The organism is Paractinoplanes globisporus DSM 43857 (genome assembly GCF_000379645.1).
Lineage (GTDB): Bacteria > Actinomycetota > Actinomycetes > Mycobacteriales > Micromonosporaceae > Actinoplanes > Actinoplanes globisporus.
The window spans coordinates 120,292-147,243 of record NZ_KB903310.1; the positions used below are offsets into that span (position 1 = coordinate 120,292).

General features: G+C 72.5%; 28 protein-coding genes. 12 read left to right on the forward strand and 16 right to left on the reverse strand.

Annotated features, from left to right (window positions below; genetic code table 11):
* Positions 1-153 precede the first annotated feature (153 nt).
* Positions 154-564 (forward strand): hypothetical protein, encoded by a 411-nt coding sequence (locus A3CQ_RS0125610; RefSeq protein ID WP_020513807.1) that lies wholly within the window; start codon positions 154-156, stop codon positions 562-564.
* Here A3CQ_RS0125610 and A3CQ_RS0125615 read toward each other — a convergent pair.
* From A3CQ_RS0125615 to A3CQ_RS0125635, 5 genes are all read right to left on the reverse strand, one after another.
* Entirely contained in the window at positions 561-3,947 is a 3,387-nt protein-coding gene (locus A3CQ_RS0125615) for an ATP-dependent helicase (protein ID WP_020513808.1), read from the reverse strand. The two genes, A3CQ_RS0125610 and A3CQ_RS0125615, sit on opposite strands and share 4 nt — an antisense overlap.
* Positions 3,944-7,942, reverse strand: a complete 3,999-nt coding sequence (locus tag A3CQ_RS0125620) for an ATP-dependent helicase (RefSeq protein ID WP_020513809.1) — start codon at positions 7,940-7,942, stop codon at positions 3,944-3,946. Before A3CQ_RS0125620 ends, A3CQ_RS0125615 begins: the two co-directional genes overlap by 4 nt.
* 29 nt (positions 7,943-7,971) lie before the next feature.
* Positions 7,972-8,994 carry a LacI family DNA-binding transcriptional regulator gene (locus A3CQ_RS0125625; protein ID WP_020513810.1) on the reverse strand — a complete coding sequence of 341 codons (1,023 nt, stop codon included), beginning with the start codon at positions 8,992-8,994 and terminating at the stop codon, positions 7,972-7,974.
* Between the two features lie 309 nt (positions 8,995-9,303).
* Positions 9,304-9,852: an LOG family protein gene (locus tag A3CQ_RS0125630; protein ID WP_020513811.1), complete on the reverse strand. Its 549-nt coding sequence runs from the start codon at positions 9,850-9,852 to the stop codon at positions 9,304-9,306.
* A 1-nt stretch (position 9,853) separates the two neighbouring features.
* Positions 9,854-10,630, reverse strand: coding sequence for an LOG family protein (locus tag A3CQ_RS0125635; protein WP_020513812.1), 777 nt, complete (start codon positions 10,628-10,630; stop codon positions 9,854-9,856).
* A gap of 191 nt (positions 10,631-10,821) precedes the next feature.
* Here A3CQ_RS0125635 and A3CQ_RS0125640 point away from each other — a divergent pair, with 191 nt between their 5' ends.
* Positions 10,822-11,007 carry a hypothetical protein gene (locus tag A3CQ_RS0125640; RefSeq protein ID WP_026206185.1) on the forward strand — a complete coding sequence of 62 codons (186 nt, stop codon included), beginning with the start codon at positions 10,822-10,824 and terminating at the stop codon, positions 11,005-11,007.
* 12 nt (positions 11,008-11,019) lie between these two features.
* Here A3CQ_RS0125640 and dapE read toward each other — a convergent pair whose 3' ends face one another.
* Complete coding sequence (gene dapE, locus A3CQ_RS0125645; protein WP_020513814.1) at positions 11,020-12,102, reverse strand: succinyl-diaminopimelate desuccinylase; 1,083 nt, start codon at positions 12,100-12,102, stop codon at positions 11,020-11,022.
* Between the two features lie 98 nt (positions 12,103-12,200).
* Between dapE and dapD the strand changes: the two genes are divergently transcribed.
* Positions 12,201-13,148: a 2,3,4,5-tetrahydropyridine-2,6-dicarboxylate N-succinyltransferase gene (gene dapD / locus A3CQ_RS0125650; RefSeq protein ID WP_020513815.1), complete on the forward strand. Its 948-nt coding sequence runs from the start codon at positions 12,201-12,203 to the stop codon at positions 13,146-13,148.
* Here the strand turns inward: dapD and A3CQ_RS0125655 are convergent.
* Positions 13,145-13,972 carry a LysR family transcriptional regulator ArgP gene (locus A3CQ_RS0125655; RefSeq protein WP_026206186.1) on the reverse strand — a complete coding sequence of 276 codons (828 nt, stop codon included), beginning with the start codon at positions 13,970-13,972 and terminating at the stop codon, positions 13,145-13,147. The two genes, dapD and A3CQ_RS0125655, sit on opposite strands and share 4 nt — an antisense overlap.
* Before the next feature lie 71 nt (positions 13,973-14,043).
* Between A3CQ_RS0125655 and A3CQ_RS0125660 the strand changes: the two genes are divergently transcribed.
* From A3CQ_RS0125660 to A3CQ_RS0125685, 6 genes are all read left to right on the forward strand, one after another.
* Positions 14,044-14,640, forward strand: coding sequence for a LysE/ArgO family amino acid transporter (locus A3CQ_RS0125660; protein WP_020513817.1), 597 nt, complete (start codon positions 14,044-14,046; stop codon positions 14,638-14,640).
* Between the two features lie 59 nt (positions 14,641-14,699).
* Positions 14,700-15,731, forward strand: a complete 1,032-nt coding sequence (locus A3CQ_RS0125665; protein WP_020513818.1) for a DNA polymerase III subunit beta family protein — start codon at positions 14,700-14,702, stop codon at positions 15,729-15,731.
* Positions 15,732-15,764: 33 nt separating this feature from the next.
* Positions 15,765-16,097, forward strand: coding sequence for a metalloregulator ArsR/SmtB family transcription factor (locus A3CQ_RS0125670; protein ID WP_020513819.1), 333 nt, complete (start codon positions 15,765-15,767; stop codon positions 16,095-16,097).
* The gene (locus tag A3CQ_RS0125675) at positions 16,078-16,458 is read left to right on the forward strand and encodes an SRPBCC family protein (RefSeq protein ID WP_020513820.1); all 381 of its coding nucleotides are present in this window, start codon (positions 16,078-16,080) and stop codon (positions 16,456-16,458) included. Before A3CQ_RS0125670 ends, A3CQ_RS0125675 begins: the two co-directional genes overlap by 20 nt.
* 68 nt (positions 16,459-16,526) lie before the next feature.
* Complete coding sequence (locus A3CQ_RS0125680; protein WP_020513821.1) at positions 16,527-17,270, forward strand: methyltransferase domain-containing protein; 744 nt, start codon at positions 16,527-16,529, stop codon at positions 17,268-17,270.
* Positions 17,271-17,306: 36 nt separating this feature from the next.
* Positions 17,307-18,014: a carbon-nitrogen hydrolase family protein gene (locus tag A3CQ_RS0125685; protein WP_020513822.1), complete on the forward strand. Its 708-nt coding sequence runs from the start codon at positions 17,307-17,309 to the stop codon at positions 18,012-18,014.
* A 4-nt stretch (positions 18,015-18,018) separates the two neighbouring features.
* On the opposite strand, the gene A3CQ_RS0125690 is transcribed toward A3CQ_RS0125685, so the two are convergent.
* Positions 18,019-18,369 (reverse strand): class I SAM-dependent methyltransferase, encoded by a 351-nt coding sequence (locus A3CQ_RS0125690; protein WP_026206187.1) that lies wholly within the window; start codon positions 18,367-18,369, stop codon positions 18,019-18,021.
* Positions 18,370-18,399: 30 nt separating this feature from the next.
* Between A3CQ_RS0125690 and A3CQ_RS53975 the strand changes: the two genes are divergently transcribed.
* Positions 18,400-18,750 carry a RidA family protein gene (locus tag A3CQ_RS53975; RefSeq protein ID WP_245577325.1) on the forward strand — a complete coding sequence of 117 codons (351 nt, stop codon included), beginning with the start codon at positions 18,400-18,402 and terminating at the stop codon, positions 18,748-18,750.
* A 515-nt stretch (positions 18,751-19,265) separates the two neighbouring features.
* Positions 19,266-19,892: a hypothetical protein gene (locus A3CQ_RS0125700; protein ID WP_020513823.1), complete on the forward strand. Its 627-nt coding sequence runs from the start codon at positions 19,266-19,268 to the stop codon at positions 19,890-19,892.
* Between the two features lie 2 nt (positions 19,893-19,894).
* On the opposite strand, the gene A3CQ_RS0125705 is transcribed toward A3CQ_RS0125700, so the two are convergent.
* The 7 genes from A3CQ_RS0125705 to fdxA all read right to left on the reverse strand — a co-directional run bounded on the left by A3CQ_RS0125705 (position 19,895) and on the right by fdxA (position 25,311).
* Positions 19,895-21,244 (reverse strand): DUF4407 domain-containing protein, encoded by a 1,350-nt coding sequence (locus A3CQ_RS0125705; RefSeq protein WP_020513824.1) that lies wholly within the window; start codon positions 21,242-21,244, stop codon positions 19,895-19,897.
* A 29-nt stretch (positions 21,245-21,273) separates the two neighbouring features.
* Positions 21,274-21,924 carry an SIMPL domain-containing protein gene (locus A3CQ_RS0125710; protein ID WP_020513825.1) on the reverse strand — a complete coding sequence of 217 codons (651 nt, stop codon included), beginning with the start codon at positions 21,922-21,924 and terminating at the stop codon, positions 21,274-21,276.
* A 20-nt stretch (positions 21,925-21,944) separates the two neighbouring features.
* The gene (locus A3CQ_RS0125715; RefSeq protein ID WP_157296294.1) at positions 21,945-22,697 is read right to left on the reverse strand and encodes a hypothetical protein; all 753 of its coding nucleotides are present in this window, start codon (positions 22,695-22,697) and stop codon (positions 21,945-21,947) included.
* Complete coding sequence (locus A3CQ_RS53980) at positions 22,697-23,026, reverse strand: hypothetical protein (protein ID WP_020513827.1); 330 nt, start codon at positions 23,024-23,026, stop codon at positions 22,697-22,699. The genes A3CQ_RS0125715 and A3CQ_RS53980 overlap by 1 nt, the downstream gene beginning before the upstream one ends.
* On the reverse strand, positions 23,026-23,598 hold the full coding sequence (locus A3CQ_RS0125725) for a hypothetical protein (protein WP_020513828.1): 573 nt from the start codon (positions 23,596-23,598) through the stop codon (positions 23,026-23,028). Before A3CQ_RS0125725 ends, A3CQ_RS53980 begins: the two co-directional genes overlap by 1 nt.
* Positions 23,599-23,899: 301 nt before the next feature.
* Positions 23,900-24,991, reverse strand: coding sequence for a succinyldiaminopimelate transaminase (gene dapC / locus A3CQ_RS0125730; protein WP_040432849.1), 1,092 nt, complete (start codon positions 24,989-24,991; stop codon positions 23,900-23,902).
* Complete coding sequence (fdxA, locus tag A3CQ_RS0125735) at positions 24,988-25,311, reverse strand: ferredoxin (RefSeq protein WP_020513830.1); 324 nt, start codon at positions 25,309-25,311, stop codon at positions 24,988-24,990. The genes dapC and fdxA overlap by 4 nt, the downstream gene beginning before the upstream one ends.
* Before the next feature lie 99 nt (positions 25,312-25,410).
* Between fdxA and A3CQ_RS0125740 the strand changes: the two genes are divergently transcribed.
* Complete coding sequence (locus A3CQ_RS0125740) at positions 25,411-26,376, forward strand: GNAT family N-acetyltransferase (protein ID WP_026206188.1); 966 nt, start codon at positions 25,411-25,413, stop codon at positions 26,374-26,376.
* On the opposite strand, the gene A3CQ_RS0125745 is transcribed toward A3CQ_RS0125740, so the two are convergent.
* On the reverse strand, positions 26,373-26,843 hold the full coding sequence (locus tag A3CQ_RS0125745; protein WP_020513832.1) for a hypothetical protein: 471 nt from the start codon (positions 26,841-26,843) through the stop codon (positions 26,373-26,375). The genes A3CQ_RS0125740 and A3CQ_RS0125745 overlap by 4 nt on opposite strands.
* Between the last annotated feature and the right edge of the window lie 109 nt (positions 26,844-26,952).

The following is a 26,952-nucleotide window of genomic DNA, read 5'->3' on the forward strand; positions in this document are numbered from 1 at the left end:
CCGAGTCTCGTGTCGCCGTACTGATCGCCCGTACCGGAGAAACCCGGGTTACGACAAAGAGCGCCTGGGGCAGACTTCCCCACAGGCGCTCCTGAGTACTTGGGAACCAAACGAACAACGAGCGGAGCGTAGCACGGAAGAGGGGATTCAGCGGTGATCGGCGTACAACTGGCACAGAGACTCAGGGAAGCGGGTCTGAGCTGGAAACCTGCCCTGGGCGACCGCTTCGCGATTCCCGACCGGGATCTGGACGACGAGGTCTTCGTGCTCAGCAACATGACCATCCAGGTACACAACATGCCCGAAGGCCGCGTGATCGGCTTCAACGGCACCACCGAGTGGGCCCTCGACGACGTGGAGCTCGAGGAGGCGATCTGGCTGCCGCGCGAGGATCAGCTGCGGGAACTGCTCGGCGGCACCTTCCGCCGCCTCAGCCGCGACGGCGCCGCCTTCGAGGTCACCATCGACCTGCTGGGCGAGCGGCGGCGCTTCGAGGGTGACAGTGCCGAGCAGGCGTACGCGGGAGCGCTGTTGCATCTGCTGGCGGCGGCGGGAGTGGGCTAGTCACCCATCTCGGGGACTTCGGACACGAGGGCCGCGAGCGCGTCCGCGTCCATGAGGTCGGCCGGGCGGACGGTGACCTGCTCCCGCACGTAGTGGAAGCCGGCCCGCACCCGGTTGACCGGCACGCCCGCCAGCGAGGCCCAGGCGATCCGGTACGCGGAGAGCTGAACCGCCGCCGCCTCGGCCTCGACGCCCGTGGGCCGGCGGCCGGTCTTCCAGTCGATCACGTCGTACCGGTTGCCGGACTCGGCGAAGACGGCGTCCATGCGGCCGCGCACCACCACCCCGGCCACCGACGTCGCGAACGGCACCTCGACCTCGATCGGGGTGCGCTCGGCCCACTCCCCGGTCAGGAATGCCTCCTGCAGGGCGGCCAGCTCCTCGTCGCCGGCCGCGTCGTCGTCGGCCGCGCCCGGCAGCTCGTCGATGTCGATCAGCCGCGCCGAGCCGAACCGCTGCTCCAGCCAGGAGTGGAAGGCGGTGCCCCGGCGGGCGTACGGCGCCGGCCGCTGCGGCAGCGGGCGGCGCAGCGAGCGGGCCAGCCCCTGCGGATCGCGGCGCAGCACCACCAGCTGCGACACCGAAAGGTGCGCGGGTAGTGCGACCTCGACCGGGCCGTCCCGGCGGGACCGCTCGTCGCGCTCGGCCAGCAGCATCTCGGCCTCCCGCCGCCAGCGGACGATGTCGGGATCGTCCTCGTCGGTCGCCGGCAGGCCCACCAGGTCGGCCGCGAAGCCGGCCCGGGCGGCGATCTCGGGCTCCTCCGCGGCCAGCTCGGCGAACGCGGTCGCGGCGGCGGCGTCCGGAGAGGCGATCATCCGGCGGATCAGGTCGGCCGCGGCGGTCATGGCCGGCCGGCGGCGGCCCAGCGGGTCGAACGGCCACTCCCCGGACGCGACCTCGGCCCCGGACGGGTTGGTCGCGTCCGGGGCGGGCTCCGGCTCCCAGGCGTCCACCAGGCCCGATCCGGCCTCGCAGGTCGCGCGGATCTCGTCGAGGAAGACCGACGGCCCGCGCGGACGTTTGACCCCCTCGCCCCACCAGTACCCCGAGCAGAGCAGCAGGCGGCGGGGACGGGTCACCGCCACGTAGGTCAGGCGGCGCTCCTCCCGCTCGTCGTGCTCCCGCCAGGCCCGGCCGAAGGCGGAGACCGCGGCGAGCACGCCCTTCTGGTCCACCGCCTCGCCCAGATCGAGCCGGGGCAGGCCCTCCGAGTCGCCCCGCAGCGGGAACGGCAGCACGCCGATGCCCATCAGGTAGTGGTCGGTGCCGCGGACCAGGCCCGGCCACACGCCCCGGCTCAGGCCCGCCACCGACACCACGTCCCACTCCAGGCCCTTCGCGGCGTGCGCGGTCAGGATCTGCACCGCGCCCTCGACCACGTCGACCTGGCCGGGCTCGAGACCCCGCTCCTCCTCCTCGGCGGCGGCCAGGAAGGCGAGGAAGCCGGCGAGCGTGCCGCCGTCGGTCTCGGCCGCGTACCGGGCCGCGACGTCGCCCAGCGCGTCCAGGTGGCCCCGGGCCAGGCCCGCGTCGCCGGCCCGCCAGCCGCGCACGGCGACCTCGACGTCCAGGCCGGTGGTGCGCTCGATGTCGGCCACCAGGTCGGGCAGCGGCTGGTCCAGGCGCTGACGCAGGGCGCTCAGCTCCCGGCTGTAGGCGCGCAGGCGCAGGTAGCCCTCGGCCGAGTACTGCTGCGGGGCGCCCAGGTCGGCCATCGCCTCGATCAGCGTGGCGTCGTCGAGCCGGTCGGCCAGGAACTCCTCCGGGTCGGCGCGGGTGACCACCTCGGCGCGGGCCGTGGCCAGCCCCCGCGCCCGCCGGTGCAGCGCCACCAGGTCACGCGGGCCGATCCGCCAGCGGGCGCCGGTCAGCAGCCGCAGCAGCGAGGCACCGTCGGTCGGGTCGGCCAGCACCCGCAGTGTCGACACCACATCGCGGACCTCGGGGGTGTCCAGCAGGCCGCCCAGGCCGACCACCTCGACCGGCAGGCCGCGGGCGCGCAGGGCCTGCTCGAGCACGGCGATCTGGCTGCGCACGCGCACCAGGACGGCGCTGGTCGGGCGCTTCTCGACCGGGATCTGCTCCGGGGAGGCGTCGAGCATCCCCGCGGTGATCCGCCAGGCGGCGAGCATCTGGTCGGCGATCCAATCGGCCTCGTCCGCGTACGTCGAGAGCAGCGCGCAGGTCACCGTCCGGCCGCCGACGCTCGCCGCGACCCGGGGCGCCGCCTGCAGCGTGGCCACCTGGGCGCCGTAGTCCCGCAGAGGCCGGGACAGCTCGTTGGCCACCTCGAGGATCTCGGGCCGGTTGCGCCAGCTCTTGGTGAGGCTTCGCATTTCCGCGTCTTCGCCCGATTTGCGAGTGAACTCCCGCGGGAATCGGTCGAGCGTGCCGGCCGAGGCGCCCCGCCAGCCGTAGATCGACTGGCAGGGGTCGCCGACCGCGGTCACCGGGTGGCCGCCGCCGAACAGCGCGTTCAGCATCGTCACCTGGGCGTGGCTGGTGTCCTGGTACTCGTCGAGCAGGACGATCCGGTACCGGCCGCGCTCGATCTCGCCGACCTCCGGGTGGTCGCGGGAGACCCGCGCGGCCCGGGCCATCTGGTCGCCGAAGTCCATCGCCTCCAGGTCGAGCTTGCGCTGCTCGTAGAGGCGCACCAGGGGCAGCAGGGTGAGCCGCTGGCGCTGCCGTTGCAGCGCGTCGGCGACGTCCTTGTAGACCCGGCCGGGCAGCTCCTGCACCTCGGCGAAGAAGCGGCCGGTCCAGGCGGCCAGATCATCCGGGGTGATCAGGTGCTCGGCGAGCTCGGCGGCGAGCGCCAGCACATCGTCGGTGACGGTGCCGGGCGCCCGGTTGAGACCGGTCATCTCGCCCGTGTACGACCGGACGAGCGAGTCGACGATCTGCCAGCGGGCGGCCTCGGTGAGCAGCCGGGCGGACGGCTCGAAGCCGGCGCGCAGTCCGTGCTCGGTGACGATGCGGGCCGCGTACGAGTGATAGGTCGAGATTGTGGCCTCGCCGACCAGGGCGTCGTCGCGGCCGAGGCGGCGCACCAGCTGACCGAGGCGGGTACGCACCCGGTGGGCCAGCTCGCCGGCGGCCTTGCGCGTGAAGGTGAGACCGAGGATCTGATCGGGATGGGCATAGCCGTTGGCGACCAGCCACACGACCCGGGACGCCATGGTCTCGGTCTTGCCGGAGCCGGCGCCGGCCACCACCAGCAGCGGTTCCACCCGCGCCGAGATGATGTCGGACTGCTCGGTCGTCGGCGGCGGCAGGCGCAGCAGCCTGGCCAGCTCGGCCGGCGTGTAGCGCGGTCCCGAGTCGGCACGGCGGCGCGGCGCCACCGGTTCGTCGGCGAAGAGGCTGGGCTGGGTCACTGCGTATCTTCTACTACCTGACGCCCCTTGCCGGAGATCGGGCAGCTGGTGCGGACCGGGCAGACCCGGCATCGGCTGTTCGCCACGGCCGAGAAGGTGGAAGCGGCCATGGTCTCGGCGGTGCGGCGGACCATCGCGTACGCCCATTGCGGGTCGGTCGCGTCGGTGAGCGGCACCTGCATCTGCTCGCGCGCGTCCTTACCGGGCCCGAGCTGCACCAACGCGGCGCCGCCGCTCTCGCTGCCGTGGTCGCCGAACGCGCCCGCCTCCACCGCGGCCTGGTAGCCGGCCAGCTGGGCGTGCTCCTCGACGTCGGCGGACGAGACGGTGGTGGTCTTGCCGGTCTTGAGGTCGATGACGACCAGGCGGCCGTGCTCGTCGACCTCGAGCCGGTCGACCCGCCCAGTGAGCTGGATGGGACGCCGCTCGTCCTCGAGCCGCACGGTGAACTCGTGCTCGATCGCGAGCAGCCGTCGCGGGTTGGCGGCGAGCCAGCGCAGCAGCTTGTCCACCATGCCCTGGGCCCGCTCCTGCTCCGGGCCGGCCAGCCAGTGCGCGGCGAGCTCGATCGCGTCGAACCGCGCCGAGACGTACTCGACCAGCTTCTCCCGATCGGCGTTGGCGTCCTCGGCGAGCATCGCGGCGGCGTGCACGAGGTTGCCGACGCCCTGGGCCGGACCGGGCGGCGCGGCGCCGCCGTGGCGCTCGAGCAGCCAGCGCAGGCTGCAGCGGAGGGCGCTCTCCATCGAGGAGGGGGTGACCTTGACGGGCTGACCCTCGTCGATCAGCGGGCGGTCGTCGGAGAGCGGGCGCAGGCCCCACCACTCGTCGGGGTGCGCGCCCGGGACGCCGGCGGCGGCAAGCCGTGCCAATTCAGCGGCGGCGGCCCACCGCCGGCTGGGCGTCTGGTCCCTCCCGACCACGACCGTACGCAGCTCGGCCACGAGCCCGGCCAACGTGAGCGCCCGCGGCGCCCGTCCCACCGGAATCTCCCCGTCGGGAGAAGCCGACCGGCCCGCGTCCCGCGTTGCCACCTCATCTGCCGAGGCAGGAGCCTCAGCGGGCCCGGCCGAGGCGGGGTCAGGCGGCACCGGGTCGGGCCGCGTGGAGCGGGGTGACGACGCGTCGGGCCGCGCCGCGTCGGCTCGCGCCGCCTCGGGCCGCGCCGCGCCGGCTTGTGCCGCCTCGGGCCGCGCCGCGCCGGCTTGCGCCGCGTCGGGCGGGGGCGAGCCGGCTGCGGTCGGGTCGGAGGGGGTCGGGTCGGGCGGGCCGGTGTCCCACGGGTCGGGGTCCGGCGGCTCGTCCGGTGGCGGCTCGTCGGGGTCGGTCGGGGCGGCCGGCGGGGGCGTTCCGCGGCCCGGGATCGGGAAGGAGAGCTCGGTGAGGAAGCGGCTGGGCTGTTCCTCGCCCTCGGAGCCACCGACGCCGGCCGAGGCCACGGCGGTGACGATGAGTTTGCGGCGGGCGCGGGTGGCGGCCACGTAGAACAGGCGGCGTTCCTCGTCCAGCAGGGCGGACGTCTCCCCCACGACGGCGGCGGCGCCGGTGGCGGCCCGGCCGGCCAGGACGTCCACCAGGCGTTCCGAGCCGAGCAGGCTGCCGCGCAGGCGCAGGTCGGGCCAGATGCCCTCCTGGACGCCGGCCAGCACGACCACATCCCACTCGAGGCCTTTGGCGGCGTGGGCGGTCAGCAGGCGCACGGCCTCGCCCCGGTCGGCGCTGGGCGCGATCGAGTCGGCCGGGAGGTCCTGGCCGAGCACATGGTCGAGGAAGACCTCGGTGCGGGCGCCGGGCAGCCGGTCGACGAAGCGGGCCGCCGCGTCGAAGAGCACCACCATGGAGTCGAGGTCTCGATCGGCCGCCTCCGCGCGCCACTGGCGGGCGCGGGCCACGTCGGCGTCGTCGGAGAGTCCGACCCGGGTGCTCATCCCGAACCAGCGATCGGACAGGCCGCTCTCTCGCCAGACCGTCCACAGGACCTGCTCGGCGTTCGCACCCGGCTCGGCGGCGGCCTCGCGGGCGGTGGTGATCAGGCGGGCCACGGTCTGGGCGGGACGCGCCCAGCGACGGTCGACCAGATCGAGCCCGGTCGGGTCGCGGACGGCGTCGACCAGCAGCTCGCCCGAGGGACGACGATCGCCGGCGGCCAGGGCGAGCGCGCGCAGGCCCTGGCGAAGACGCCGCTCGGCCAGCGGGTCGGCGCCGCCCAGGTGGGAGTGGAGCAGGGCGACGGCGGCCTCCTCGTTGAGCACGGCCGGGTCGAGGGCGCAGCGCAACAGCAGGAGGAAGGGTGCCACCGCCGGCTGGAGGTGCAGCGGCAGGTCTTCGGCGTGCGTGACCGTGGGGACACCGGCGGCCGCCAACGCCCGCTGGAAGGACGGCAGCTGCAGGGACGTGGACCGCATGAGAACCGCCATGCGCGACCACGGGACGCCGTGCAGGAGGTGCGCCTCGCGCAGGGCATGGGCGACATATGCGCTTTCGGCGGTGGTCGCCCGGAATGTGCGAACGACGGCCCCCTCGGCCAAGCCATCGGCAACGCCCGGCGCCCCGGGCACGGCCAACGCGTCGGACGCGTCAGGCAAGGCATCGGGCCCGGCGGGCGACACGGGTGATCCACCGGGCGACGCAGGCGATGCAGCGCGCGACGCGGGCGACACGGGCGATGCAGCGGGCGCGGCGGGTGATGCCGCCGCGGGCGACACGGGTGAAGCAGCGGGCGACGCGGGTGATGCACCGGGCGCGGCGGGTGATGCAGCGGCGGGCCCAACCCCGGCATCGGGCCCGGCGGGCAACCCGGGTGATGCAGCGGGTGCGGCGGGTGATGCCGCCGCGGGCCCAACTCCGGCGGCGGGCGCGGGCGACCCGGCGGCCGGCGACGCGCTGGTGGGCGGGGGTGGGGGGTGCATGGGGCGGTGGGTGATGGGGCCGCGCATGTGGCGGGCCACGCGGGACGTCGCGGTCAGCAGCGGCGACGCCGCCCGGTAGTTGGTGTGCAGGGTGATCGTCTCGGCCAGCGCGCCCGAAACCGTGCGGAACTTGGACGGGAACGTGGAGACAGCGGCCGGATCGGCACCGCGGAAGGCGTAGATCGAGGAATCCGGGTCGGCGAAGGCGACCAACGGCTTTCCCCCGCCCGCGACCTGCGACAACAACTCGACCTGGGCGGGGTCGGTATCGGCCAGCTCGTCAACATAGACATACGCCAAGCGGTCGCGCTCGGCCGTCAGCAGGCCGGGGTCGTCGGCCAGCAGACCCGAGGCGGCCCGCACCAGCTCGGCGGGGTCGTAGGCCGTCGAGCCGCGCGTGGTCACGTCGCGCAGGGCCAGAACCGCCACGTACTCCCGGAGGAAGCGGGCGGCGGCCGGCCAGTCGTCACGACCGAGGCGCTCGCCCAGGCGCGCCAGCTCGGCCGGGCCCACCCCGCGCTCGGCCGCGCGCTGCATCAGATCGCGCAGCTGCTGGGCGAAGGCGCGGGTCGGCAACGCGGGCCGCAGACCCTCGGGCCAGCCGATCTCGTCGGCGGCGTCGGGGTCGGCCACCACCTCGAGCAGCTCGCGGATGATCAGATCTTGCTCGGGGCCGGTGAGCAGGCGGGGCGACGGCTCGCCCCGCTCGGCCGCCGACCTGCGCAGCAATGCATACGAATAGGCGTGAAAAGTGCGCACGAGCGGCTCGTGCATGATGCGCCCGCGGTCGCCGGCGATGCGGGCCTCGATGCGGTCGCGCAGGGCCATCGCCCCGCGCCGGCCGAAGGTGAGGATCAGGATGCGCTCGGGGTCGACGCCCTCGGCGATGCGGGCGGCGACGGCCTCGACCAGCATGGTGGTCTTGCCCGTGCCGGGGCCGCCGACCACCAGCAGGGGGCCGTCGACGTGGCCGGCGACGTATCGCTGCAGCTCGTCGGCGGTGAGAACCGGCGGCGCGGCGGCGGGACGCCGGACCAGACGGTAGACAGGCCGGCGCACCGAGGCGGAGGGGGCCGGCGTGCTCACGGCATCAAGGAAACCATGGGGGTACGACGTTATTCGACGGGCGGCTTGGTCACCGAGTGGCGGCGGCGGATCGGCATCGGCAACCGCGTGACGGCCGGCGGCGCGGCCGGGCCGAGCAGGGTCTCGACGGCGCGCCAGCCGAGCTCGTAGTGTGGCAGCGCGATGCTGGTCAGCTGCGGCCGTAACCACGCCGCCAGCTCGGAGTCGTCGAAGGAGATCACCGAGATGTCGTCGGGGATGGCCACGCCGGCCTCGCGCAGCGCCTGGTACGTCCCCAGCGCCACCCGGTCGTTGATACAGATCAGCGCCCGCGGGTCGAGCCCGTCCCCGATCGCGCCACTGACCGCGTCGTACGCCGAATCGGGCCACCAGTCGCAGTCGACCACCCCGGCCAGCCGCACCCCGGCCTCGCCGAGCCCCTCCTTGATGCCGGCCAGCCGTTCCCGGCTCGCGAAGACTCCCCCGCCCGGATGCCCGACCAGGTAGATGCCCTGGCGATGACCGGCCTCGAGCAGCGCGCGGGCCGCCGTGAGCCCGGCCGCCAGCTCGTCCGGGATGATCGAGTGGTGGCTCGGCTCGGCCTCCTTGGTCAGGCAGTTCAGCAGCACGACCGGCCGCCCGCGCAGCTTCTTCGGCAGGCGCACGTACCGGGTGAACATGCTGGCGTAGAGAAACGCGTCGACCTGCCGGTCGAGGAAGTCGGAGATCAGGCGCTCCTCGACGACCGGGTCGCCGTCGGTCTCGCCGATCAGCAGCAGGTGCCCGTGGGCGACGGCGGCCGCGAGGCTGCCATGAATGGCGCGGCCCGCGTACGGGTCGGAAGCGATCGTGTCGGAGACCAACGCGATCGTCTTCGTGACCTTCGTCCGCAGACTGCGGGCCATCAGGTTGGGCCGGTAGTCCAGCTCCTGGGCCGCCCGGAGCACCCGTTGCCGGGCGTCTTCGGAGATCCTCATGTCCTGGTGGCGTCCAGCCAGGACGAAGGAGGCCGTGCTGCGGGACACGCCGGCCCGCTGCGCGACCTGCAGGAGGGTCGCCCGTTGCGGCGGCATGACTGGAGTGTTCCACAGCGGACCGGTAGGTAATAGCCGGGCTCCACCGGCTCACATAGACGAAAAGTAACCACTCAATTACTGATCGACATGTCTTGACGGTCACCCGATCGGGGGGCAGGGTCACGCTAAACCCATCCAGCAACAGCGTGCCCCGGCGAGTTGCGACCCCGTCGGGTGACCGGTGCGAGCGCACCGAGCGCGTCCGGTGAGAGCGTGCGTCTGGCGCGCCCCCGGTTCTCCCGACGGGCTCACCGGGGCCGAAGTCACGCCGGAGTGGGTGTGGTGACACCCACTCCGGCGTGGCGATCACCCGGCCAGGCGATCCTCGATCTCGTCCAGGGCGGCGCCGATCGACTTGGCGACCGTGAGCCGTCCGAGCGCCGCGGTACGCGCGAAACCGATGCCGGCGAGCCCGTCCAGCCAGGTCAGCAGCCCGTCGTAGAAGCCGTCCGTGTCGAGCAGCACGATCGGCCGGGTGTGCAGGTCGAGCGTCGCCGTCGTCCACACCTCGAAGAGCTCGTCGAGGGTGCCGAGGCCGCCGGGCAGCGTGATGAACGCGTCCGACCGCTCGATCATCAGGTTCTTCCGGACGCCCATGTCGTCGGTGACGATGAGCTCGTCGGAGTTGAGGTCGGCGACCTCGAGATCGACCAGCGCCTGCGGGATCACGCCGAGCGTGTGCGCCCCGCCGGCGCGGGCGCCCTCGGCGACCGCGCCCATCATGCCGACGCAGCCACCGCCGGAGACGAGCGAATGCCCGCGGGCCGCGATCTCGGCGCCGGTACTGGTGGCGAGGTCCAGCCACTTCTGGTCGAGGGTGCTGGAGGAGGCGCAGAAGACGCAGATGGCAGCCACGTCACCGCTTCCCGTCGGCCGCGGCCAGCGCCGCGTCGGCGTCCACGATGATCTGGACCGCCTCCTCGACGTCGTCGGTCACCTGGAGGAGTTCGAGGTCGGACTCGCTGACCTTGCCGTCCTTGAGCAGCGTCTGCCGGATCCAGTCGAGCAGGCCCGACCAGTAGTCCGCGCCCATCAGGATCACCGGGAAGCGGGTCACCTTCTTCGTCTGCACCAACGTGATCGCCTCGAACAGCTCGTCGAGCGTGCCGAAGCCGCCGGGCAGGACCACGAACGCCTGGGCGTACTTGACGAACATGGTCTTGCGGACGAAGAAGTAGCGGAAGTCGATGCCGACGTCGACCCAGTCGTTGAGGCCCTGCTCGAACGGGAGCTCGATGCCGAGCCCGACCGACATGCCGCCGGCCTCGGTGGCGCCGCGGTTGGCCGCCTCCATCACGCCCGGCCCGCCGCCGGTGATCACCGCGTACCCCGCCTCGGCGAGCGCGGCGCCCAGGTCGGCGGCCATCTCGCACTCGGGGCTGTCGGGTTTGCTGCGAGCCGAGCCGAAAACGCTCACCGCGGGCGGCAGATCGGCCAGAGTGTCGAATCCCTCGACGAACTCGGACAGGATGCGCAGTGCCCGCCAGGCGTCCTTGGTCTTCCATTCCCGCCGGTGATGCGAGTCGAGCAGCTTCTCGTCCGCGGTGCTCGGCGGGATGGATTCACGGCGCAGGGTGACCGCCCCGCGATGACGCTCCGGCTCGTGCCGGCGTCCGTTGGTGCTGTCCGTCATGCCACCAAGGTAGTGCGGACGGTCAGTAGCCGGTGAATAACCGGTTGGGTTTCGGTAAGAGGATTGCGACGAGCGAACCTTTTTGCCAAATTGAAGCAACGGACGGTAGCTCTGAAGCGTCTGTACAGTTACGAAAATCGACGGCACGCGGCGCCCGGCTCCGGCCGGGCTCCTGGGCTTAAGGAGCCACCGTGACGAACCGATACGAACGGCTGAAGGCACAGCGACGCATGCAGCGGCGCATCCGCATGGTGGTCGAGGAACGGCGGATCGCTCGCGACGAGTCACCCCAGCCGCCCAGTGATGTGGAAAAAACGGTGGAAATCCCGCCGCAGGCGCTGCGCGCCATCGGCCGAGTGCAGGTGCAAGCGATCTAGAAAAAGGGCGATCTAGAAACCAGCCGGGGAGGCCAGCCAGCGGTGCAGCGTCGCCGCGCCGTCCCGGATCTTGCCGATCTCCACATGCTCGTCCGGCGCGTGCGCGAGCAACGGGTCGCCGGGCCCGTAGTTGAGCGCCGGAATGCCCAGCGCCGCGAAGCGGGCCACGTCCGTCCAGCCGAGCTTGGCCGATGGCTCCGAGCCGACGGCGGCCAGGAAGTCGCGGGCCGGCGCCGCGTCCAGCCCGGGCAGCGCGCCGGGCGCCGAGTCGGTCAGCTCCAGCTCGTACCCCTCGAAGACCTCGTGCACGTGTTCCAGGGCCTGCTTCTCCGTGCGGTCGGGCGCGAAGCGCAGGTTGACCTCGACCTCGCACTCGTCCGGCACGACGTTGCCCGCCACGCCGCCGACGATCCGTACGGCGTTGAGCCCCTCCCGGAACGTACAGCCGTCGATGGTGACCGTGCGGGGCCGGTAGTCCTCGAGGCGCCGCAGCACCTCGCCGGCCGCATGGATCGCGTTGACCCCCCGCCAGGCCCGGGCGGTGTGCGCCCGCCGGCCGTGCGTGCGCACCATCGCCCGCAGCGTCCCCTGACAACCGGCCTCGACCACGCCGTACGTCGGCTCGAGCAGCACCGCGAAGTCGGCCACCAGCCAGTCCGGGTGTGCCTCGGCGACCAGCGCCAGCCCGTTGTACTGCGAATCGATCTCCTCGGCCTCGTAGAAGAGGTAGGTGATGTCGTAGCCGGGATCGGGCAGGGTCGCGGCCAGGTGCAGGGCGAGGGCCACACCGGACTTCATGTCGGAGGTGCCGCAGCCATAGATGAGGTCATCGACGACGGTCGACGGGAAGTTGTTGTTGATCGGCACCGTGTCGAGGTGACCGGCAAGCACCACCCGTTGTTCCCGTCCCAGATCCGTGCGCGCCATCACGGTGTTGCCGTGACGGTCCACGCTGAGGTTCGGCGCCCTGCGGAGGACCTCCTCGACGCAGTCCGCGATCACCTTCTCGTTGCGGGAAACGGACTCGACGTCGACCAGGGCACGGGTCAGCACGACCGGGTCGACCAGCACGTCCGGGGTAAGCGGGTTGGCCATAGGCCGCACCATACCGGCCAAGAGTGAATCACCCTCGGAGTTACGATCCTCGTCACGCGCGCCGCGGCCTCCCTGGGCCCTTTAGTAGGGTCTGCTACGTGGAAACCGCGATCTCGACCTCGCCCGCCTGGGGCATCGGCCTCGCCACGGTCACGGCCGACGGCCAGGTTCTCGACACCTGGTTCCCGACCGGCTTTCTCGGTCTCGGCCCGGCTCCGGCCGAGCCGCCGGTGCTGCCGGCCGGACTGACCGGACCGCGCGCGCTGCCGGGCCTGTCAGTGATCGAGGTGACGGTCACGATCGGCTCGCTGTCCGACCCGATCAAGGACGCCTCCGACGCGTACCTCCGGCTGCATTTGCTCTCGAACCGGCTGGTCGTGCCCAACTCGATCAATCTTGAGGGCATCTTCGGCTCCCTGGCCAACGTCGCCTGGACGTCGTCCGGCCCGTGCCCGGCCGACCGGGTCGACGAGCTGCGCCTGCTGGAGCGGGCCGCGGGCCGTCACCTGCAGGTCTACGGCCTCGACAAGTTCCCCCGGATGACCGACTACGTCACCCCGGGCGGCGTGCGGATCGCCGACGCCGACCGGGTGCGTCTCGGCGCCCACCTCGCGGCCGGCACCACGGTCATGCACGAGGGCTTCGTCAACTTCAACGCCGGCACGCTCGGCGTCTCGATGGTCGAGGGCCGCATCACCCAGGGCGTCGTGGTCGGCGACGGGTCGGACGTCGGCGGGGGGTCGTCCATCATGGGCACCCTCTCCGGCGGCGGCAAGGAGCGGGTCAGCGTCGGCGAGCGCAGCCTGATCGGGGCGAACTCCGGCATCGGCATCTCGCTGGGCGACGACTGCGTGGTGGCGGCCGGCGTCTACATCACCGCGGGCTCCAAGCTGACCCTCCCCGACGGCCGGGTGGTCAAGGCGCGCGAGCTGTCCGGGCAGGACAACCTGCTCTTCTGGCAGAACTCGGTCTCCGGCACCCTCGAGGCGCGGCCGCGCACCGGCACGGGCATCGAGCTGAACTCGGCCCTGCACGCGAACGACTAACTTCGCAGCGTCGCGGCGGCGGCCGCTTTGACCGCCGCCGTGAGGTCGCCGAGCACGGCCGATTCGATCTTCCAGTACTGCCAGTACAGCGGCACGTCGAGGTATTTGTCCGGAAAAAGTGGACGATAGAGGCCGGCCGCGATGTCGGGCCGGGCGCGCTGCTCGGGAACCATGCCCCAGCCCAGCCCCAGCCGGATCGCCTCGACGAAGGCCGCCGCGGCCGGCACGTAGTGCGCCGACGGCTCGCCGCGACGCCGCAGCGACGCGAGGAACCGGTGCTGAAGCTGGTCCTTGCGGTTGTAGACGATCATCGGCGCCTCGGCCGGATCGGACGGCAGCGTGGCGGCGCCGACGGGCAGGTAGCGCATCGCGCCCAGCGGCTCGAGCCGGCAGCCCTGGACGGCGACGTGCTCGGCGGTGACGGCGGCCATCGCGGTGCCCGAGCGCAGCAGGTCGGCCGTGTAGTCCTGATCGTCGGTGTGCAACTCGTAGGCCGGCCCGGGCACGGCGGCCAGCGCCGGCAGGAACCACGTGTCGAGCGAGTCCGCGTTCACCACGATCGCGACGCGGGCGCCGTCCCGTGCCTGGGCGAGCGCCTCCCGCTCGAGCAGCTCGACCTGCCCGGCGAAACGGACCAGCGCCTCGCCGGCCGGGGTCGCCACGCACGGCCGGGCCCGCCGCACCAGCACCTGACCGACCGCGCTCTCCAACGCCTTGATCCGCTGGCTGACGGCCGAGGGCGTGACGTGCAGCTGACGCGCCGCCGCCTCGAAACTGCCCGTGCCGATCACCGCTTGGAAGGTCGCCAACTGCACTTGATCCACGTAAGAGATTCTAAACCAAAGTCAAAATCTTTAGTTTGTGTACGCCCCGAGCACCGCTTAGCGTCGATGATGTGCTCACCTCCGTCCTGGCCGGATTCGCCGCCTCCGCCGTCCTGATCGTCGCCATCGGGGCGCAGAACGCGTTCGTCCTGCGCCAGGGCCTGCGCCGCGAGCACGTGCTCGCCGTGGTCGCGGTCTGCGCGGTCTCCGACCTGGTGCTGATCCTGGCCGGGATCGGTGGCCTGGGCGCGGTCGTGACGGCCCGGCCCGACGCGGTGACCGCGATCCGCTGGATCGGCGCGGCGTTCCTGGTCACGTACGCGATCATGGCGGGCCGCCGGGCGGTGCGCCCGTCCCACCTGAACCCGGCCGAGCGCGCGCCCGCCACGCTGCGCGCGACCCTGCTCACCTGCCTGGCGCTGACCTATCTGAACCCGCACGTCTACCTCGACACCGTCCTGCTGCTCGGCTCGATCGCCCAGCAGCACCCGCACCGCTGGCTCTTCGGCCTGGGCGCGGCGGCGGCCAGCCTGGCCTGGTTCACGGCGCTCGGCGCGGGCGCACACCGGCTCGGCCCGGTGCTGGCCCGCCCGGCGGCCTGGCGGGTGCTAGACGGCCTGATCGCCCTGGTCATGCTGGGCGTGGCAGTAAATCTTCTCGCCGGTTAGGGTCCGGGGTTGACTCTCACCCAGGGTGAGACTCCAGGGTCGACGGGGTGCGAGGAGAAATGCGCGGCATCGGCGAGGTGTCCCGGGCCAGTGGCCTGGCGGTCAGCGCGCTGCGGTTCTACGACGGCGCGGGCGTGCTGGTCCCGGCCGAGGTGGATGCCGCGACCGGCTACCGGCGATACACCGACGAGCAGGTCCGCGCGGCCCGGCTGATCGCCGGCCTGCGCCGGGTGGGCCTGCCGGTGGCGGAGATCGCCGAGGCGGTGCGCGAGATGCGCGAGCCCGAGGCGATCCGCCGGCGGCTCGACCGTCATCGCCGGCGTCTCGAGGACGGTCTGGCCGATGCCAAGCGTGAGCTCCTCCGCGTCCACGCCCTGCTCGACCTGGAGGAAAAGCTCATGACCCGGATCACCCTGCCCGCCGCCGCGCTCGCCGCGAGCCTCGACGCCGTGCGCTTCGCCGCGGGCAGCGACCCGGCCGGCCTGCTGCCCACCGTGCTCTTCGACACCACGGGCGGCGACCTCACGCTGGTCGCCACCGACCGGTACCGGATGGCGACGGCCCGGGCCGAGGCATTGATCGAGGGGCCACCGGCACGACTGTGCCTGCCGCTGCCGTTCGTCGACGACCTGCGTGCGTTACGCGCCGGCGAGGTGGTGCTCGATCTGGGCGCCGACGCGGTGCGGGCCGAGGCCGGCGGCACGGTCGTCGAGGGCAAGCCGCTGCCCGTCGACTTCCCCGACTACCGCCGTCTCGTCGCGCGGGAGGACGAGCCCGCCGCCCGCGTCACGGTCGACACCGCCCGGCTGCGCGAGATGGTGGCCGCGGCCCCGGCCCCGACCCGGGAGCACCACGGAACGGCGTACGAGATCACGCTGTTGGGTCTTGACCCCGCGGGGAGCCTGCGGCTCGCCGCCGAGGGTGAGTGGTCGGACGAGCACGTCGCGGTGAACCGCGAGTTCCTGCTGCAGGCGCTCGACGCCGGCGGAGCGGGCCAGCTCGTGCTGGAGCTGGACGGGCCGATCCGGCCGCTCGCGGTCCGCGTGCCGGGCGGGTCGCGATTCTCGATCCTGATGCCGGTACGCCCTTGACGTGTCGGAGATTTCCGACGCATTATCGGGGGCATGCCGGAGATGGACGTCTTCGGCGCGCTGGCCAACCCGGTGCGCCGCCAACTGCTCGAGGCCCTGCGCGGCGGGCCGCTCCCCGCGGGTGAGCTCGCCGCGCGGTTCGCGCTGAGCCGGCCCTCGATCTCCGAGCACCTGGCCGTGTTGCGCCAGGCCCGGCTGGTGACCGAGGAGCCACGCGGTCGGCATCGGTACTACCACCTGGCCGCCGAGCCGCTCGCCGACGTCCAGGACTGGCTGCATCCGTTCGAGCGGTACTGGCGCCGGCGCCTGACCGCCCTGCGCGACTTCGTCGAAGGGGAACCACCAGATGAGCAAGATCGAGTGTGACCAGTTCATCGCCCGGCCGCCCGCCGCTGTGTGGCGGGCGCTCACCGAGCCCGACCAGCTCGCCTCCTGGTGGGCGCCCGGCGACATCAAGCCGATCGTCGGCCACCGCTTCACCATGGACATGGCCGAGTGGGGTCACCAGCCGTGCGAGGTGCTCGAGGTCGAGCCCGAGCGGCTGCTGCGCTACACGTTCGCCGAGGGCGCACTCGACACGGTCATCACGTGGCGGCTCGAGCCGGAGGGCACCGGCACCCGGCTCTTCCTCGTGCACGACGGCTTCGAGCCGGGCTCGCAGGCGCTCGAGGGGATGGGCAACGGCTGGCCGGGCCTCCTCGCCCACCTGGCCGTTGTCATACCGTGACCATGTTTCGGGCTTGAGACACGTCACAACGGCGGCAGGCACACAGGTGCCCTGACTACCGTCGGCTTGTGCGCAGCAGGCAGCATCACGGCGAGCGGGTCGACCCGGCCCTGGCCGCCCTCGGCGAGCGCGCCACCGGCTGGGAGTTCGCCTGGCTGGACGGCCGCCCCGGGGAGCCGTCGTGGTCGTACCCTGATCTCGCCCGCCCGCTGCTGCGCAACGCCGGCGCCCTGCTCGACCTCGACACCGGCGGTGGCGAGCTGCTCGCCGAGCTCGCCCCGCTGCCGCCGCACACGGTCGCGGTGGAGAGCTGGGCCCGCAACATCCCGGTCGCCCGCGACCGGCTCGCGCCGCTCGGCGTGGCCGTGCTCACCGAGCTGCCCGGCGGCGAGGACGAGTTCGACGTGGTGCTCAGCCGGCACGGCCGGCTGCCGGCCGTGGACATCTTCCGGCTCCTGCGCCCCGGCGGCCACGTGCTCACCCAGCAGGTCGGCAGCGACGACCTGGCCGGGCTCAACGCCGCGCTCGGCGCTCCCGCGCCCCATCCCCACCACTGGAACGCCGAGGTCGCGGTGTCCGCGTTCGAGGCGGCCGGCCTGCACGTGACCGACGTGCGCGAGGAACACCCCGAGATCGTGTTCCACGACGTCGAGTCGGTGGTGCGGCAGCTGCGTGACCTGCCCTGGCAGATTCGCGACTTCACCGCGGAGAAGTACGAGGACGCCCTCGGCCGGGTCGACTCGTTCATCCGGTTGCACGGCGCGCTCGCCGTGTCCACGCATCGCTTCCTGGTCCAAGCCGTTCGCAGCTAGCCCGCTCCGCCTACCCCCCGAAGGATTGATCGGCCCATGCGCTCCTTGGTCATCGCCGTCGCCCAGCCCCGCATCGAGGCGTACGACGTCGCGGTCAACGCGACCCGCCACGCCGCCGCCGTCCGGGCCGCCGCCGCCCGGGTCGTGGTCTTCCCCGAGATGTCGCTGACCGGGTACGAGCTGGACGCGCCGGAGCTCGCGCCGGACGATCCGCGACTCGCGCCGCTGGTCGAGGCGTGCGCGGCGACCGACACGGTGGTGCTGGCCGGCGCGCCGGTCGACGGGCCGTACATCGGCATGCTGGCCATCGACGCGACCGGGGCCCGGGTCGCCTACCGCAAGCAGCACCCGCACACGAGCGAGGAGCGGTTCCTGCCCGGGCCGTCGCCGGAGGTGCTCGAGGTGGACGGCTGGCGGCTGGGCCTCGCGATCTGCCGGGACACGGGCGTCGCCGAGCAGGTCGCGCAGACCGCGGCGCTGGGCATCAACGCGTACGTCGCCGGGGTGCTCGACGAGCCCGCGGGTGACGTGGTGGTGGCCGAGCGGGCCAAGCGGGTCGGCGCCGAGTTCGGCGTGTGGACGGCGATCGCCTCGTTCGCGGGACCGACCGGCGGCGGGTACACCGAGTCGGCCGGCCGCTCGGGCATCTGGACGCCGGACGGTCGCGTGGCGGCCCGGGCCGGGCGGACGCCGGGCGAGATCGCGCGGGCCACGATGGTCGCCGAGTCCCTCGCCCAGGTCTGAGGTCCTACGGCCGGGCCAGCACCAGTGTGGTTCGCAGGTCGAGGACGACCGAGCCGCCGAAGCCGTCGAGCAGCTCGCCCAGACCGTCCAGCGTGCGACGCCGCAGCTCGGGCGAGTGCCGGCGGAACGGCGAGAAGGTCTGCAGGGCGGCCATCCGCGGGTCGGGCTCGATCGCGGTGAGCGGCGCGCCCAGCCGCAGCAGCAGGCCGGTGGCCTTGCCGGTGCCGGCGCCGAGCTCCACGGCGTCGGCGGGCGGCCGGCCGAGGTAGTCGAGGATCGCGCGGCGGACGTCGTCGGGGTAGCCCGGACGGGCGTCGTCATAGGGGGACGCCACTTCGCCGAAGATCCGGGTCACCCGGCCGACGCTAGCGGCTACGCTGCCCGCATGCAGCACCATGTGCGGCCGGAGGGATCGCCCCCGACCAACGGTTACAGCCACGCCGTGTCGTTCGCCGGCCCGATGGTGATGGTCTCCGGGCAGGTCCCGCTGGACGCCGAGGGCCGCCTCGTCGGGTACGACAACTGCGAGGAACAGACCCGGCAGGTGTTCCGGAACCTGGAGAACGCGCTGGCCGCGGCCGGCTCCACGATGGGTGACGTGGTCAAGCTGACCGTGTTCCTCACGACCATGGCCGACCTGGACGCGTTCCGGTCGGTGCGCGACGAGTTCGTCGATCGGGAACGTCCGCCGGCTGGTGCAGGTCAGTGGGCTGGTCCACCCGGCGTTCCGGGTTGAGATCGAGGCGATGGCGGCCGTCCGCCCACCGATCGACTGACAGAGCCGTCTCTGCTTTACCTCTTTCCGGGGAATCGCCTTGACTCCCTCGCGCCGGGCGGGAAGATTGGACGGTGCGGGTGCTCGATCAATTCCTTGGGCGCGTACGGATTAGCCCGTCCGGGTGCCTTTCCGGCGGTGACCTTCCGGTCCGGGAGGGACGGTGCTCGGGGCGTACGGGAAAAGGGGCGTGACCGGCTCGCCGCGCCTGACCACCGGGGATTTGCCGATGCCGCTGGAACAGCGGCGATCCGGCCGATGACCTGCGGCGTCCCCCGTTGGAGTTAGGCCGGACAGGCGCACCTGTGCGATATATGCGCGCACAACGGCGGACGGATTGCCGATCACATGACCGTTGCTCGTCGGGGACCGTTGAACAACCAGTTCTATCGGTCCTTGAGGGAGGAACGCGCCCGCATGCTAACGCTCGGCAGACGGCCCGCCGCACTCGACGCTTTCGACCGTGTGGCCCGACCGTGATTCGGCTCGACGCGCTGACCCGCCGCCGCGCCCAGGCCGACCGGCTGGGGAACGGGCACATCGAACTGCGCCCGGCCGACCACGAGGAGCCGACCTGGGAGGTCCGCCAACCCGGCGACAAACGGCGGCGTCGCCTCGACGGCCGGACCCGGGCGATCCTGTCGCTGGCCGCGGCGGCCGCGGTCGTGGTGAACGCCGGCGCCGCCTGGATGTACTGGCGGATCACCGGCTCGGAGACCGGGCACTGGGACGGTCCGACCACCGTGGAGATCGCCCTGCGCGCCCGCTCCGATCTCAACCGTCCGTTGATCGCGGGGCACACCGGAACGCTCAGCGTGACGGTCACCAACGACTACAACTACCCGATCCGGATCACCTCGATCACGCCCGGCGCCGGCAACATCGTGGCCGACCTCGAGCATCGCGACGCCGGCTGCAAGGCGCCCGGGGTGGGCCTGAGCCGGGACCGTTTCGAGGTGTCGTGGGAGGTGCCGCGCAACACGATCGGCGCCTTCACCATCGTGGACGGGCTGTCGATGCGGCCGGATGCCCCTACGGTCTGCAGCGGCGCCGTGTTCACCGTGCCGATCCATGCCTCCGGCGCCCGGCACAATCCGACGTAGCTCTAATCGCTGTCCAACCCCGGCAGGGCTCGAACGTCCTCCTCCCGGAAGAAGACCGGCGTGCGGCGATGCCGGCCGCCGCCCTCCACCAGCTCGCCACTCAGCGAGCGATGATGCCGGCCGCGATGGGCGGTCAGCCGGCGCACCTCGTCGGGCACGACGACCGACCTGCGCAGCACCGCGCTCGCCCGCTCGGCCGACTCCCGGGCCACCCGCTCGTCGTGGGTCGCGGCCTCGATGCCCTCGGCCACCACCTTCGCCATCGCCACGCCGTACGACCGCGCGTCCTGGATCTCCCGCTCGTGCAGCAGCGCCGCCTCGTGCTCCCGCCGCCGGGCTATCCGGGCCTCGTTGCGCTCGTAGGCGTTGCCGCGGGAGACGAACTTGAGGCCGACCGCGGCGCAATCCAGCGAGACCAGCAGCAGCGTGATGCCCAGGTAGAAGACGCCGACGCCCCAGAAGTCGCTGGTCACCAGGTGCCACATGGCCGCCGTGCGCGCCCCGAACCCGGCGTCGTCCTCGATCGCCCGGTTGTTGGCCAGCCGCTGGTCGCCGATCTGCCGGGTCAGCTGGGCCTGCTCGGCGGCCCGGGCGTCGCGGCCCGCCCGCTGCGTGGCGAGCAGGTCGCCGGCCTGCCGGTCGAGCAGCGCGGCCTCGGTGTCGAGCCCGCGGGAGCGCCGGACGAGTTGGTCGCAGTAGCCGCCGACCGGGCAGCCGGCCGAGCGGGAGACGCCGTCGCCGGCCGAGTCCTGGACCGCCTGCTGGTAGAGCAGGCGCGCGTCCCGCCGCTTCTGCGCGGCCCGGTCGGTCAGGTCGCGCACGGCCGCGTCGTCGGCCACGGTCTCCCGCTTGAGCTGGTCGAGCCGGGCGGTCCAGGTGCCGACCACGCCGCTCGTGTCGATCCGGCTGAGCTGCTGGTTGTGCACCTCGTTGAGCCGGGCGTCGATCTCGCCCTGGTAGCGGGCCAGCATCAGCGGCTCGGTGATGATCACGGCGAAGAGGACGGCGAGACCGAGCCGGCCGATGTAGAGGCCGGCGGTCGGCTTGCGCAGGAACTCGCACGGGTCGGTCGAGTCCAGCTTGTCGTAGCTGATCGACACCCGGCCGACGACGGCCCGGTCGAACGCGACCACACCGGCCGCCACCAGCGGGCCGACCAGCCAGCGGTACCACGGCTGCTGGTAGTTGGAGCTGGCGTCGATGAAGGCCGCGCCGCCGACCGTGGCGTAGGCGAAGTACAGCAGGACGAAGACGCCGATCGCCGAGTAGAGCACCCGATCCGTGTGGGTGATCACGCTCTCCGGGTTGACGTTCGCCACCCTCAGCAGGATGTGCCGGCGACCGTTGGGCATGATCCCGAGTGTTCCGGATAATCTGGGTTTTATTCAGCTTTTCCGGTTATATCGGGCTCGGTGATCGTGACCCGGACCAGCACCGATGCCTGAACCGTCTGCCGCTGCGGGTCGAGCTGGAGGACGGGGGCGGACTCGCTCTGGGCGGCGAAGCCCCGGGCCGCGATCGGCACGATGCCGCCGGCGCCGGCCACCTCGTCGGAAATCTCGACCAGCCGGTCGATCCGGGCGTCGACGGCCGCCGCGTACTCCCGCGCGCGGTCGAGGGCGTCGGCGATCGCGGCCCGGCGGACCTCGGCGCCGGCCGTGCTGCCGCGCCGCAGCTGCCACCACGGGCCGAAGATCGAGACCTGGTCCATGCTCGCGAGGCTCGGCAGCATCTCGCCGAGCGCGCCGAAGTCGGCCACGGTGACCGTCGTCTCGATCGTGCCGACGTACGCGGACGGGCGCGTGCTGCCGCCCTTGAAGTCGGGGTAGACCTGCACGTGACCGGTCTCGCGACGCTCGATCGCCGCGCCGTAGGAGTCGAGCGCGGCCCGCAACTCGTCCGACCGCTCGGCGAGCCGGGCCACCACCGACTCCTTGTCGCGGCCCCGGGAGGACACCGAGACGGAGAAGACGGCCAGCTCGGGAGGCACCTCGCGGGTCGCCTCGCCGCGTACCGTGATCGTCGGCTGCATGAGCCCTCCCTCCGGCCGCGTCAGGCTGTCGCGGCGGGCCAGTCGCCGAAGCGTGGCACATTCTCGCGGGCCGCGGTGAAGTGATCTTGCAGATCGCGGGTCCAACCGGCGACCCGCTCACGCGACGAGTCGAGGAACGCGGCGATCCGCTCGAGCCTGGTCACCAGCCGCGGGACCTCGCCCGGGCTCGCCTCGACGGCCTCGACGGCCGCCTCGGCCAGCATGCCCACCAGCTCCGCGCCGAGATGGCCGACATTTGTCACGTACGCCGTATTGGCCGCACCGATGGAGGAAAGCCAGCCCGCCGCGGCGGCGACCTCGTCCGCCGTCGCGTCGGCGGCACCGATCTGGCGGCGGACCCGCTGGTCGTAGCCCTCCCGAGCCGCGCCGCTCCACGCCTCGAGATCGCCACGGCCGGTCATCTCGGCGGAGAGGCCGGCCAGGTGCTCGGCCGCGTCGCCGAGCGCGATCGCGGCGTCGAAAAGGGCGAGCACCGGCACGGACCGGTCCGCGGTCGCCGTCAGTGTGTCGACGATCGCCTCGACGTCGGGCCGCATCCGGCACAGCAGCTCGTCGACCGTGGCGTTCGCCGCCTCGATCTCGGTGCCGAACGCCCGGGCCATCGCGTCGTCGCCGAGCCGCCGGCGGGATCGACGCAGCAGGTCGCGGAGCGCGGTGTCGAGCGCGGACCAGGCGTCGCGGACCTTGCCAGTCGACTCCTGCACGAGGTCGGTGGCCTCGCGAAACGCCGCACGAACCGGTTCGGCCGCCATCACCACACCCCCCGCATCCGGTCGGCCACGGCCCGGTCGCCCTCGTCGTACTCCTCGGCGGCGGCGCGCAGCGACCGGGCCATCCGGTCGAACTCCTCACCCGCCTGCCGGAGCAGGCCGACGAGGCCGTCGCTGCTGGTCGCGTACGCCTCGGCCAGGCCGCGCGCCGCCGGAGCAGCGGCCGGGTCGACGACCGTGAACGCGCCGGCGTGCAGCGCCAGGTCGGCGACCCGCGCCCGGGCCCGGGTCATCGCGTCGGCCAGGTCGTCCCAGCCCCGGGCCTGCTCGCGCATCGCGGCGCCGGCCGCGACGATGTCGTGATCGGCCATCAGAGCTCCCCGCGCGCTCGGGCCAATTCCCCGCGCACCCGGGCCAGCTCGGCCAGCGCGGCCCGCGCGTCGGCCAGCAGCCGGTCGGTGTCGTCGGGGCCTTGCACGCCGATGGCCTCGGCCCGCTCGATCCGGCCGCCCCGGGCGTGCACACGGAACAGGCCGCGCGGGCCGCCCACCATCCGGACGGCCTCGCGCTCGCGCAGGCGCTTGCCGGCGTCGTCGATCAGCCGGTACGCCTCGGTGATCCGGCCGCGGGCGGCGTCGAGGAAGCCCTCGTCCCCGGGCCGCAACTCCTCGGGCATGCGATGCTTCGACGGTGACTCTTCGTAGCCGTTCCGGCGCAGGATCATCGGAACGAGGGCGGCCTTGAGCCGGGCGGTCTCGAGCGCCTCGAGCAGGCCGGCCGCGACGCGGGCCGCGCCCAGCGCCGACCACCAGCCCGGCTGCAGGCTCACGTCGACGAACCGGCCCACGGCGTCGACCACGGCAAACGCCGTGCCCGTGCGGTCGGGGCCGGTGATGCGATCGAGCCGTGGCGGCGGGCCGCCATCTCTGGCGCGAATCGCCATATTCTCTACTTCGGTCACGAACCGGCGCGCGTCCCCCACGCGCGCGTCGTCGTCCCGTTCCGCTTGAACGGATGGAAACAACGTCGATCCCCCCAGATCTGAGCGGCACTGAGAGTAACGCACGGCGGTCACGCATTCGAGACCCCGGCCGCGATGCGTTCGTGCCAATTCGCGCTCTTTGATCAGCGGTTTCGACGTGCTCCGGCGATCGTGAAGGTGGCCACGGCGACGATCACGATCGCCACGAACAGCAACGGGGAGAACCTGCGGCCGCCGTGGCGTCCATTTAGGTCTGGACCGCTCAGGTCAGGCGGGCGGCCGCGGCGGCGATCCGTTCGTCGGTGGCGGTCAACGCGACCCGCACGTGCTGGGCGGCGCCGGGGCCGTAGAAAACGCCCGGAGCGGCGAGGATGCCCTTGTCGGCGAGGGCGTCGACGGTCTGCCAGCAGTCCTCGCCCCGGGTCGCCCACAGGTAGAGGCCCGCCTCCGAGTGGCTGATCTCGAAGCCGGCCTTGACCAGGGCGGTACGCAGGGTCTCGCGTCGTGCCGCGTAGAGCTCACGCTGACGGCCGACGTGGGTCTCGTCACCGAGCGCGGCGATCATCGCGGCCTGCACCGGCGCCGGGACGATCATGCCGGCGTGCTTGCGGACCGCGAGCAGATCGCCGACGAGCGCGGGGTCGCCGGCGACGAAGCCGGCCCGGTAGCCCGCGAGATTGGAGCGCTTGGAGAGCGAGTGCACGGCGATCACGCCGGTGTAGTCGCCCTCGGTCACCGCGTCGTCGAGCACCGACACCGGGCGGGTCTCCCAGCCGAGCGAGAGGTAGCACTCGTCGCTGACCACGGTGACGCCACGCTCGCGGGCCCAGGAGACGACCTTGCGCAGGTGCTCGACCGGGAGCACCTTGCCGGTCGGGTTGGACGGCGAGTTGATCCAGAGCAGCTTGACTCTCGGATCGGGCCCGAGGGCGGTCAGCGAGTCGCTCCGCACCACGGTCGCGCCGGCGAGCAGGCCGCCCACCTCGTACGTCGGATAGCAGACCGACGGGATCACCACGACGTCGCCGGGCCGGACGCCGAGCAGCGTGGGCAGCCAGGCGACCAGTTCCTTCGAGCCGATCGTGGGCAGCACACCGAACTCACCCGAGGCGTCGCAGGCCCGGGACACCCAGCCGGCGATCGCCGCGCGGAGCGCCGGGGTACCCGCGGTGAGCGGGTACCCCGGCGCGTCCGACGCGTCGGCGAGGGCCGTGCGAATCAAGGCGGGAACCGGGTCGACCGGCGTGCCGACCGACAGGTCGACGAGGCCGCCGGGATGCGCGGCGGCCTTGGCCTTCGCCGGCTCCAGCAGGTCCCAGGGGAAATCCGGCAGAGCCGACGCGAGGGCGCTCAGTGGTCGCCCATCGGAGGCAGGGCGGTGATGAACGGCGTGTCCTTGTCGATCTTGCCCTTCTTGGCGGCGCCACCGGGCGAACCGAGGTCCTCGAAGAACTCGTAGTTCGCGTTCGTGTAGTCCTTCCACTGCTCCGGCACGTCGTCCTCGTAGAAGATCGCCTCAACCGGGCAGACCGGCTCGCACGCACCGCAGTCCACACACTCATCGGGGTGGATGTAGAGCATCCGGTTGCCCTCGTAGATGCAGTCGACCGGGCACTCCTCGATGCATGCCTTGTCGAGCACATCGACGCAGGGCTCAGCGATGATGTAGGTCACGGGTCTTTCCCTCCAAAGCCACGCCGGACTGGTCCTCTACGACGTGGAACCATCGGCGACAACAGCAGAGCCTAGTATCTCCGCCGGAGGAGGTGACACGTGCTCCGTCGGCAGGATGTGGGACACCGGGTGGTGGTACGCCGGATTGTAGGCGTATCCCAGGAGCGAACGCTGTATTCAGACGCGCTCGGGGAACTCGTCGAGCTCACCGAGACGGATCTCACGATCGCCACCGAGAAGGGGACGTTGCGGGTGCCGCTGGAGGCAGTCCACCGGGCCAAGCGGGTCCCACCGGCACGCCGTCCACCAGCGGCGGACGTGATCGCTCTCGAACTCGCGGCCAACGACGCCTGGCCGGCGCCGATCCAGTCCCGGCTGGGCAGCTGGATCCTGCGGGCCGCCGGCAACTGGACCGGCCGCGCCAACTCGGCCCTCGCCGTCGGCGACCCCGACCGCCCGCTCGATGCGGCGATCGACGCGGTCACGCAGTGGTACGAAGCACACGGCCAGCAGCCGCTGATCAACGCGCCGATGCCGCTCGCGGCGCCGGTCAACGCGGCCCTCGACGAGCGCGGCTGGACGGCCCGGCCGCTCACACTCGTGCAGACGGCGCGGATAGCGCCGCTGCTCACGGCGGTTCCGGCGCGTGGTGACCTGCCGCCGGTCGAGCTGGCCGACGCGCCCGGCGACGACTGGTTCGCGATGGTCGCCGAGCACAAGGGCACGCTGCCGCCGATCGCCGTGCGCATTCTCACCGGCGTACGGGAAATTGTTTTTGCTCACGTGCGGGACGCGCACGGTGAGCTGATCGCCGTCGCTCGCGGTGCGGTGACCGGGCCCGATCGATGGCTCGGCGTCTCGCTGCTGCAGACCGCGCCGGCCGCACGCCGCCGCGGCATCGCCCAGCAGGTGGTGGGCGGCCTCGCGCAGTGGGCGACGCAGCGCGGCAGCACCCGCGCCTACCTGCAGGTGGAGGAGCGCAACACGGCCGCGGTCGCGCTGTACGGGCGGCTGGGCTTCAGCACCCACCACACCTATCTGACCCGGGAAGCACCCGCCGGTTAGCGGCGGACGACCTTGCGCGGCTTGGCGGCGCGGGTCTCCGTGAACGCCTTGAGCGAGCGGGACCGGTAGTCGCGGCCGAGCATCATGGCGACCCAGTAACCCAGCAGCGTGCCCACGATCGCGAAGCCGGCGTAGAGCCAGATCTGTGAGAAGAAGTCGCCCGCGCCGTTCGAGAACGGCTCCCCGCCGCTGATGAACGGTCCGACGAGGACGGTCAGCAGCATCCCGCCGACGGCACCGAAGACCAGGTCGGGCAGCAGCCAGTCGGACGGGCGCTTGCGCTGGCAGGCGAAGAACGTCCAGACCGCGAGGGACAAACCGATCACGCCGAACATCACGATCGAGGCGTTGCTCTCGGCCGAGTCGTCGCCGTCGAAGCCGAGACGGATGACCAGACGTGCCACGACATTGATCGCGAACAAACCGATCGCCAGCGCCGTGGGCGCGAACCAGCGCTGTTGCCTCATGAGTCCTCCCCGAAACCGCTGCCTGTGGCACGGGATCGTAACGCCAGGTGAACGTTCGGCGCTCGACCCTCCGGGCCATCTTTGCGGATGACGCGCCACGCGCCCTCGG

What these genes read in the sequence shown, in the direction of transcription:
- A3CQ_RS0125665 (WP_020513818.1), top strand. Translation starts at nt 14,700, where the DNA reads ATGCGCGGCATCGGCGAGGTGTCCCGGGCCAGTGGCCTGGCGGTCAGC.
- A3CQ_RS0125725 (WP_020513828.1), bottom strand. Translation starts at nt 23,598, where the DNA reads ATGGCGATTCGCGCCAGAGATGGCGGCCCGCCGCCACGGCTCGATCGC.
- A3CQ_RS0125705 (WP_020513824.1), bottom strand. Translation starts at nt 21,244, where the DNA reads ATGCCCAACGGTCGCCGGCACATCCTGCTGAGGGTGGCGAACGTCAAC.
- A3CQ_RS53975 (WP_245577325.1), top strand. Translation starts at nt 18,400, where the DNA reads ATGCAGCACCATGTGCGGCCGGAGGGATCGCCCCCGACCAACGGTTAC.
- A3CQ_RS0125685 (WP_020513822.1), top strand. Translation starts at nt 17,307, where the DNA reads ATGCGCTCCTTGGTCATCGCCGTCGCCCAGCCCCGCATCGAGGCGTAC.
- dapE (WP_020513814.1), bottom strand. Translation starts at nt 12,102, where the DNA reads ATGGCCAACCCGCTTACCCCGGACGTGCTGGTCGACCCGGTCGTGCTG.
- A3CQ_RS0125710 (WP_020513825.1), bottom strand. Translation starts at nt 21,924, where the DNA reads ATGCAGCCGACGATCACGGTACGCGGCGAGGCGACCCGCGAGGTGCCT.
- A3CQ_RS0125670 (WP_020513819.1), top strand. Translation starts at nt 15,765, where the DNA reads ATGCCGGAGATGGACGTCTTCGGCGCGCTGGCCAACCCGGTGCGCCGC.
- A3CQ_RS0125625 (WP_020513810.1), bottom strand. Translation starts at nt 8,994, where the DNA reads ATGCCGCCGCAACGGGCGACCCTCCTGCAGGTCGCGCAGCGGGCCGGC.
- A3CQ_RS0125635 (WP_020513812.1), bottom strand. Translation starts at nt 10,630, where the DNA reads ATGACGGACAGCACCAACGGACGCCGGCACGAGCCGGAGCGTCATCGC.
- A3CQ_RS53980 (WP_020513827.1), bottom strand. Translation starts at nt 23,026, where the DNA reads ATGGCCGATCACGACATCGTCGCGGCCGGCGCCGCGATGCGCGAGCAG.
- A3CQ_RS0125675 (WP_020513820.1), top strand. Translation starts at nt 16,078, where the DNA reads ATGAGCAAGATCGAGTGTGACCAGTTCATCGCCCGGCCGCCCGCCGCT.
- A3CQ_RS0125715 (WP_157296294.1), bottom strand. Translation starts at nt 22,697, where the DNA reads ATGGCGGCCGAACCGGTTCGTGCGGCGTTTCGCGAGGCCACCGACCTC.
- A3CQ_RS0125745 (WP_020513832.1), bottom strand. Translation starts at nt 26,843, where the DNA reads ATGAGGCAACAGCGCTGGTTCGCGCCCACGGCGCTGGCGATCGGTTTG.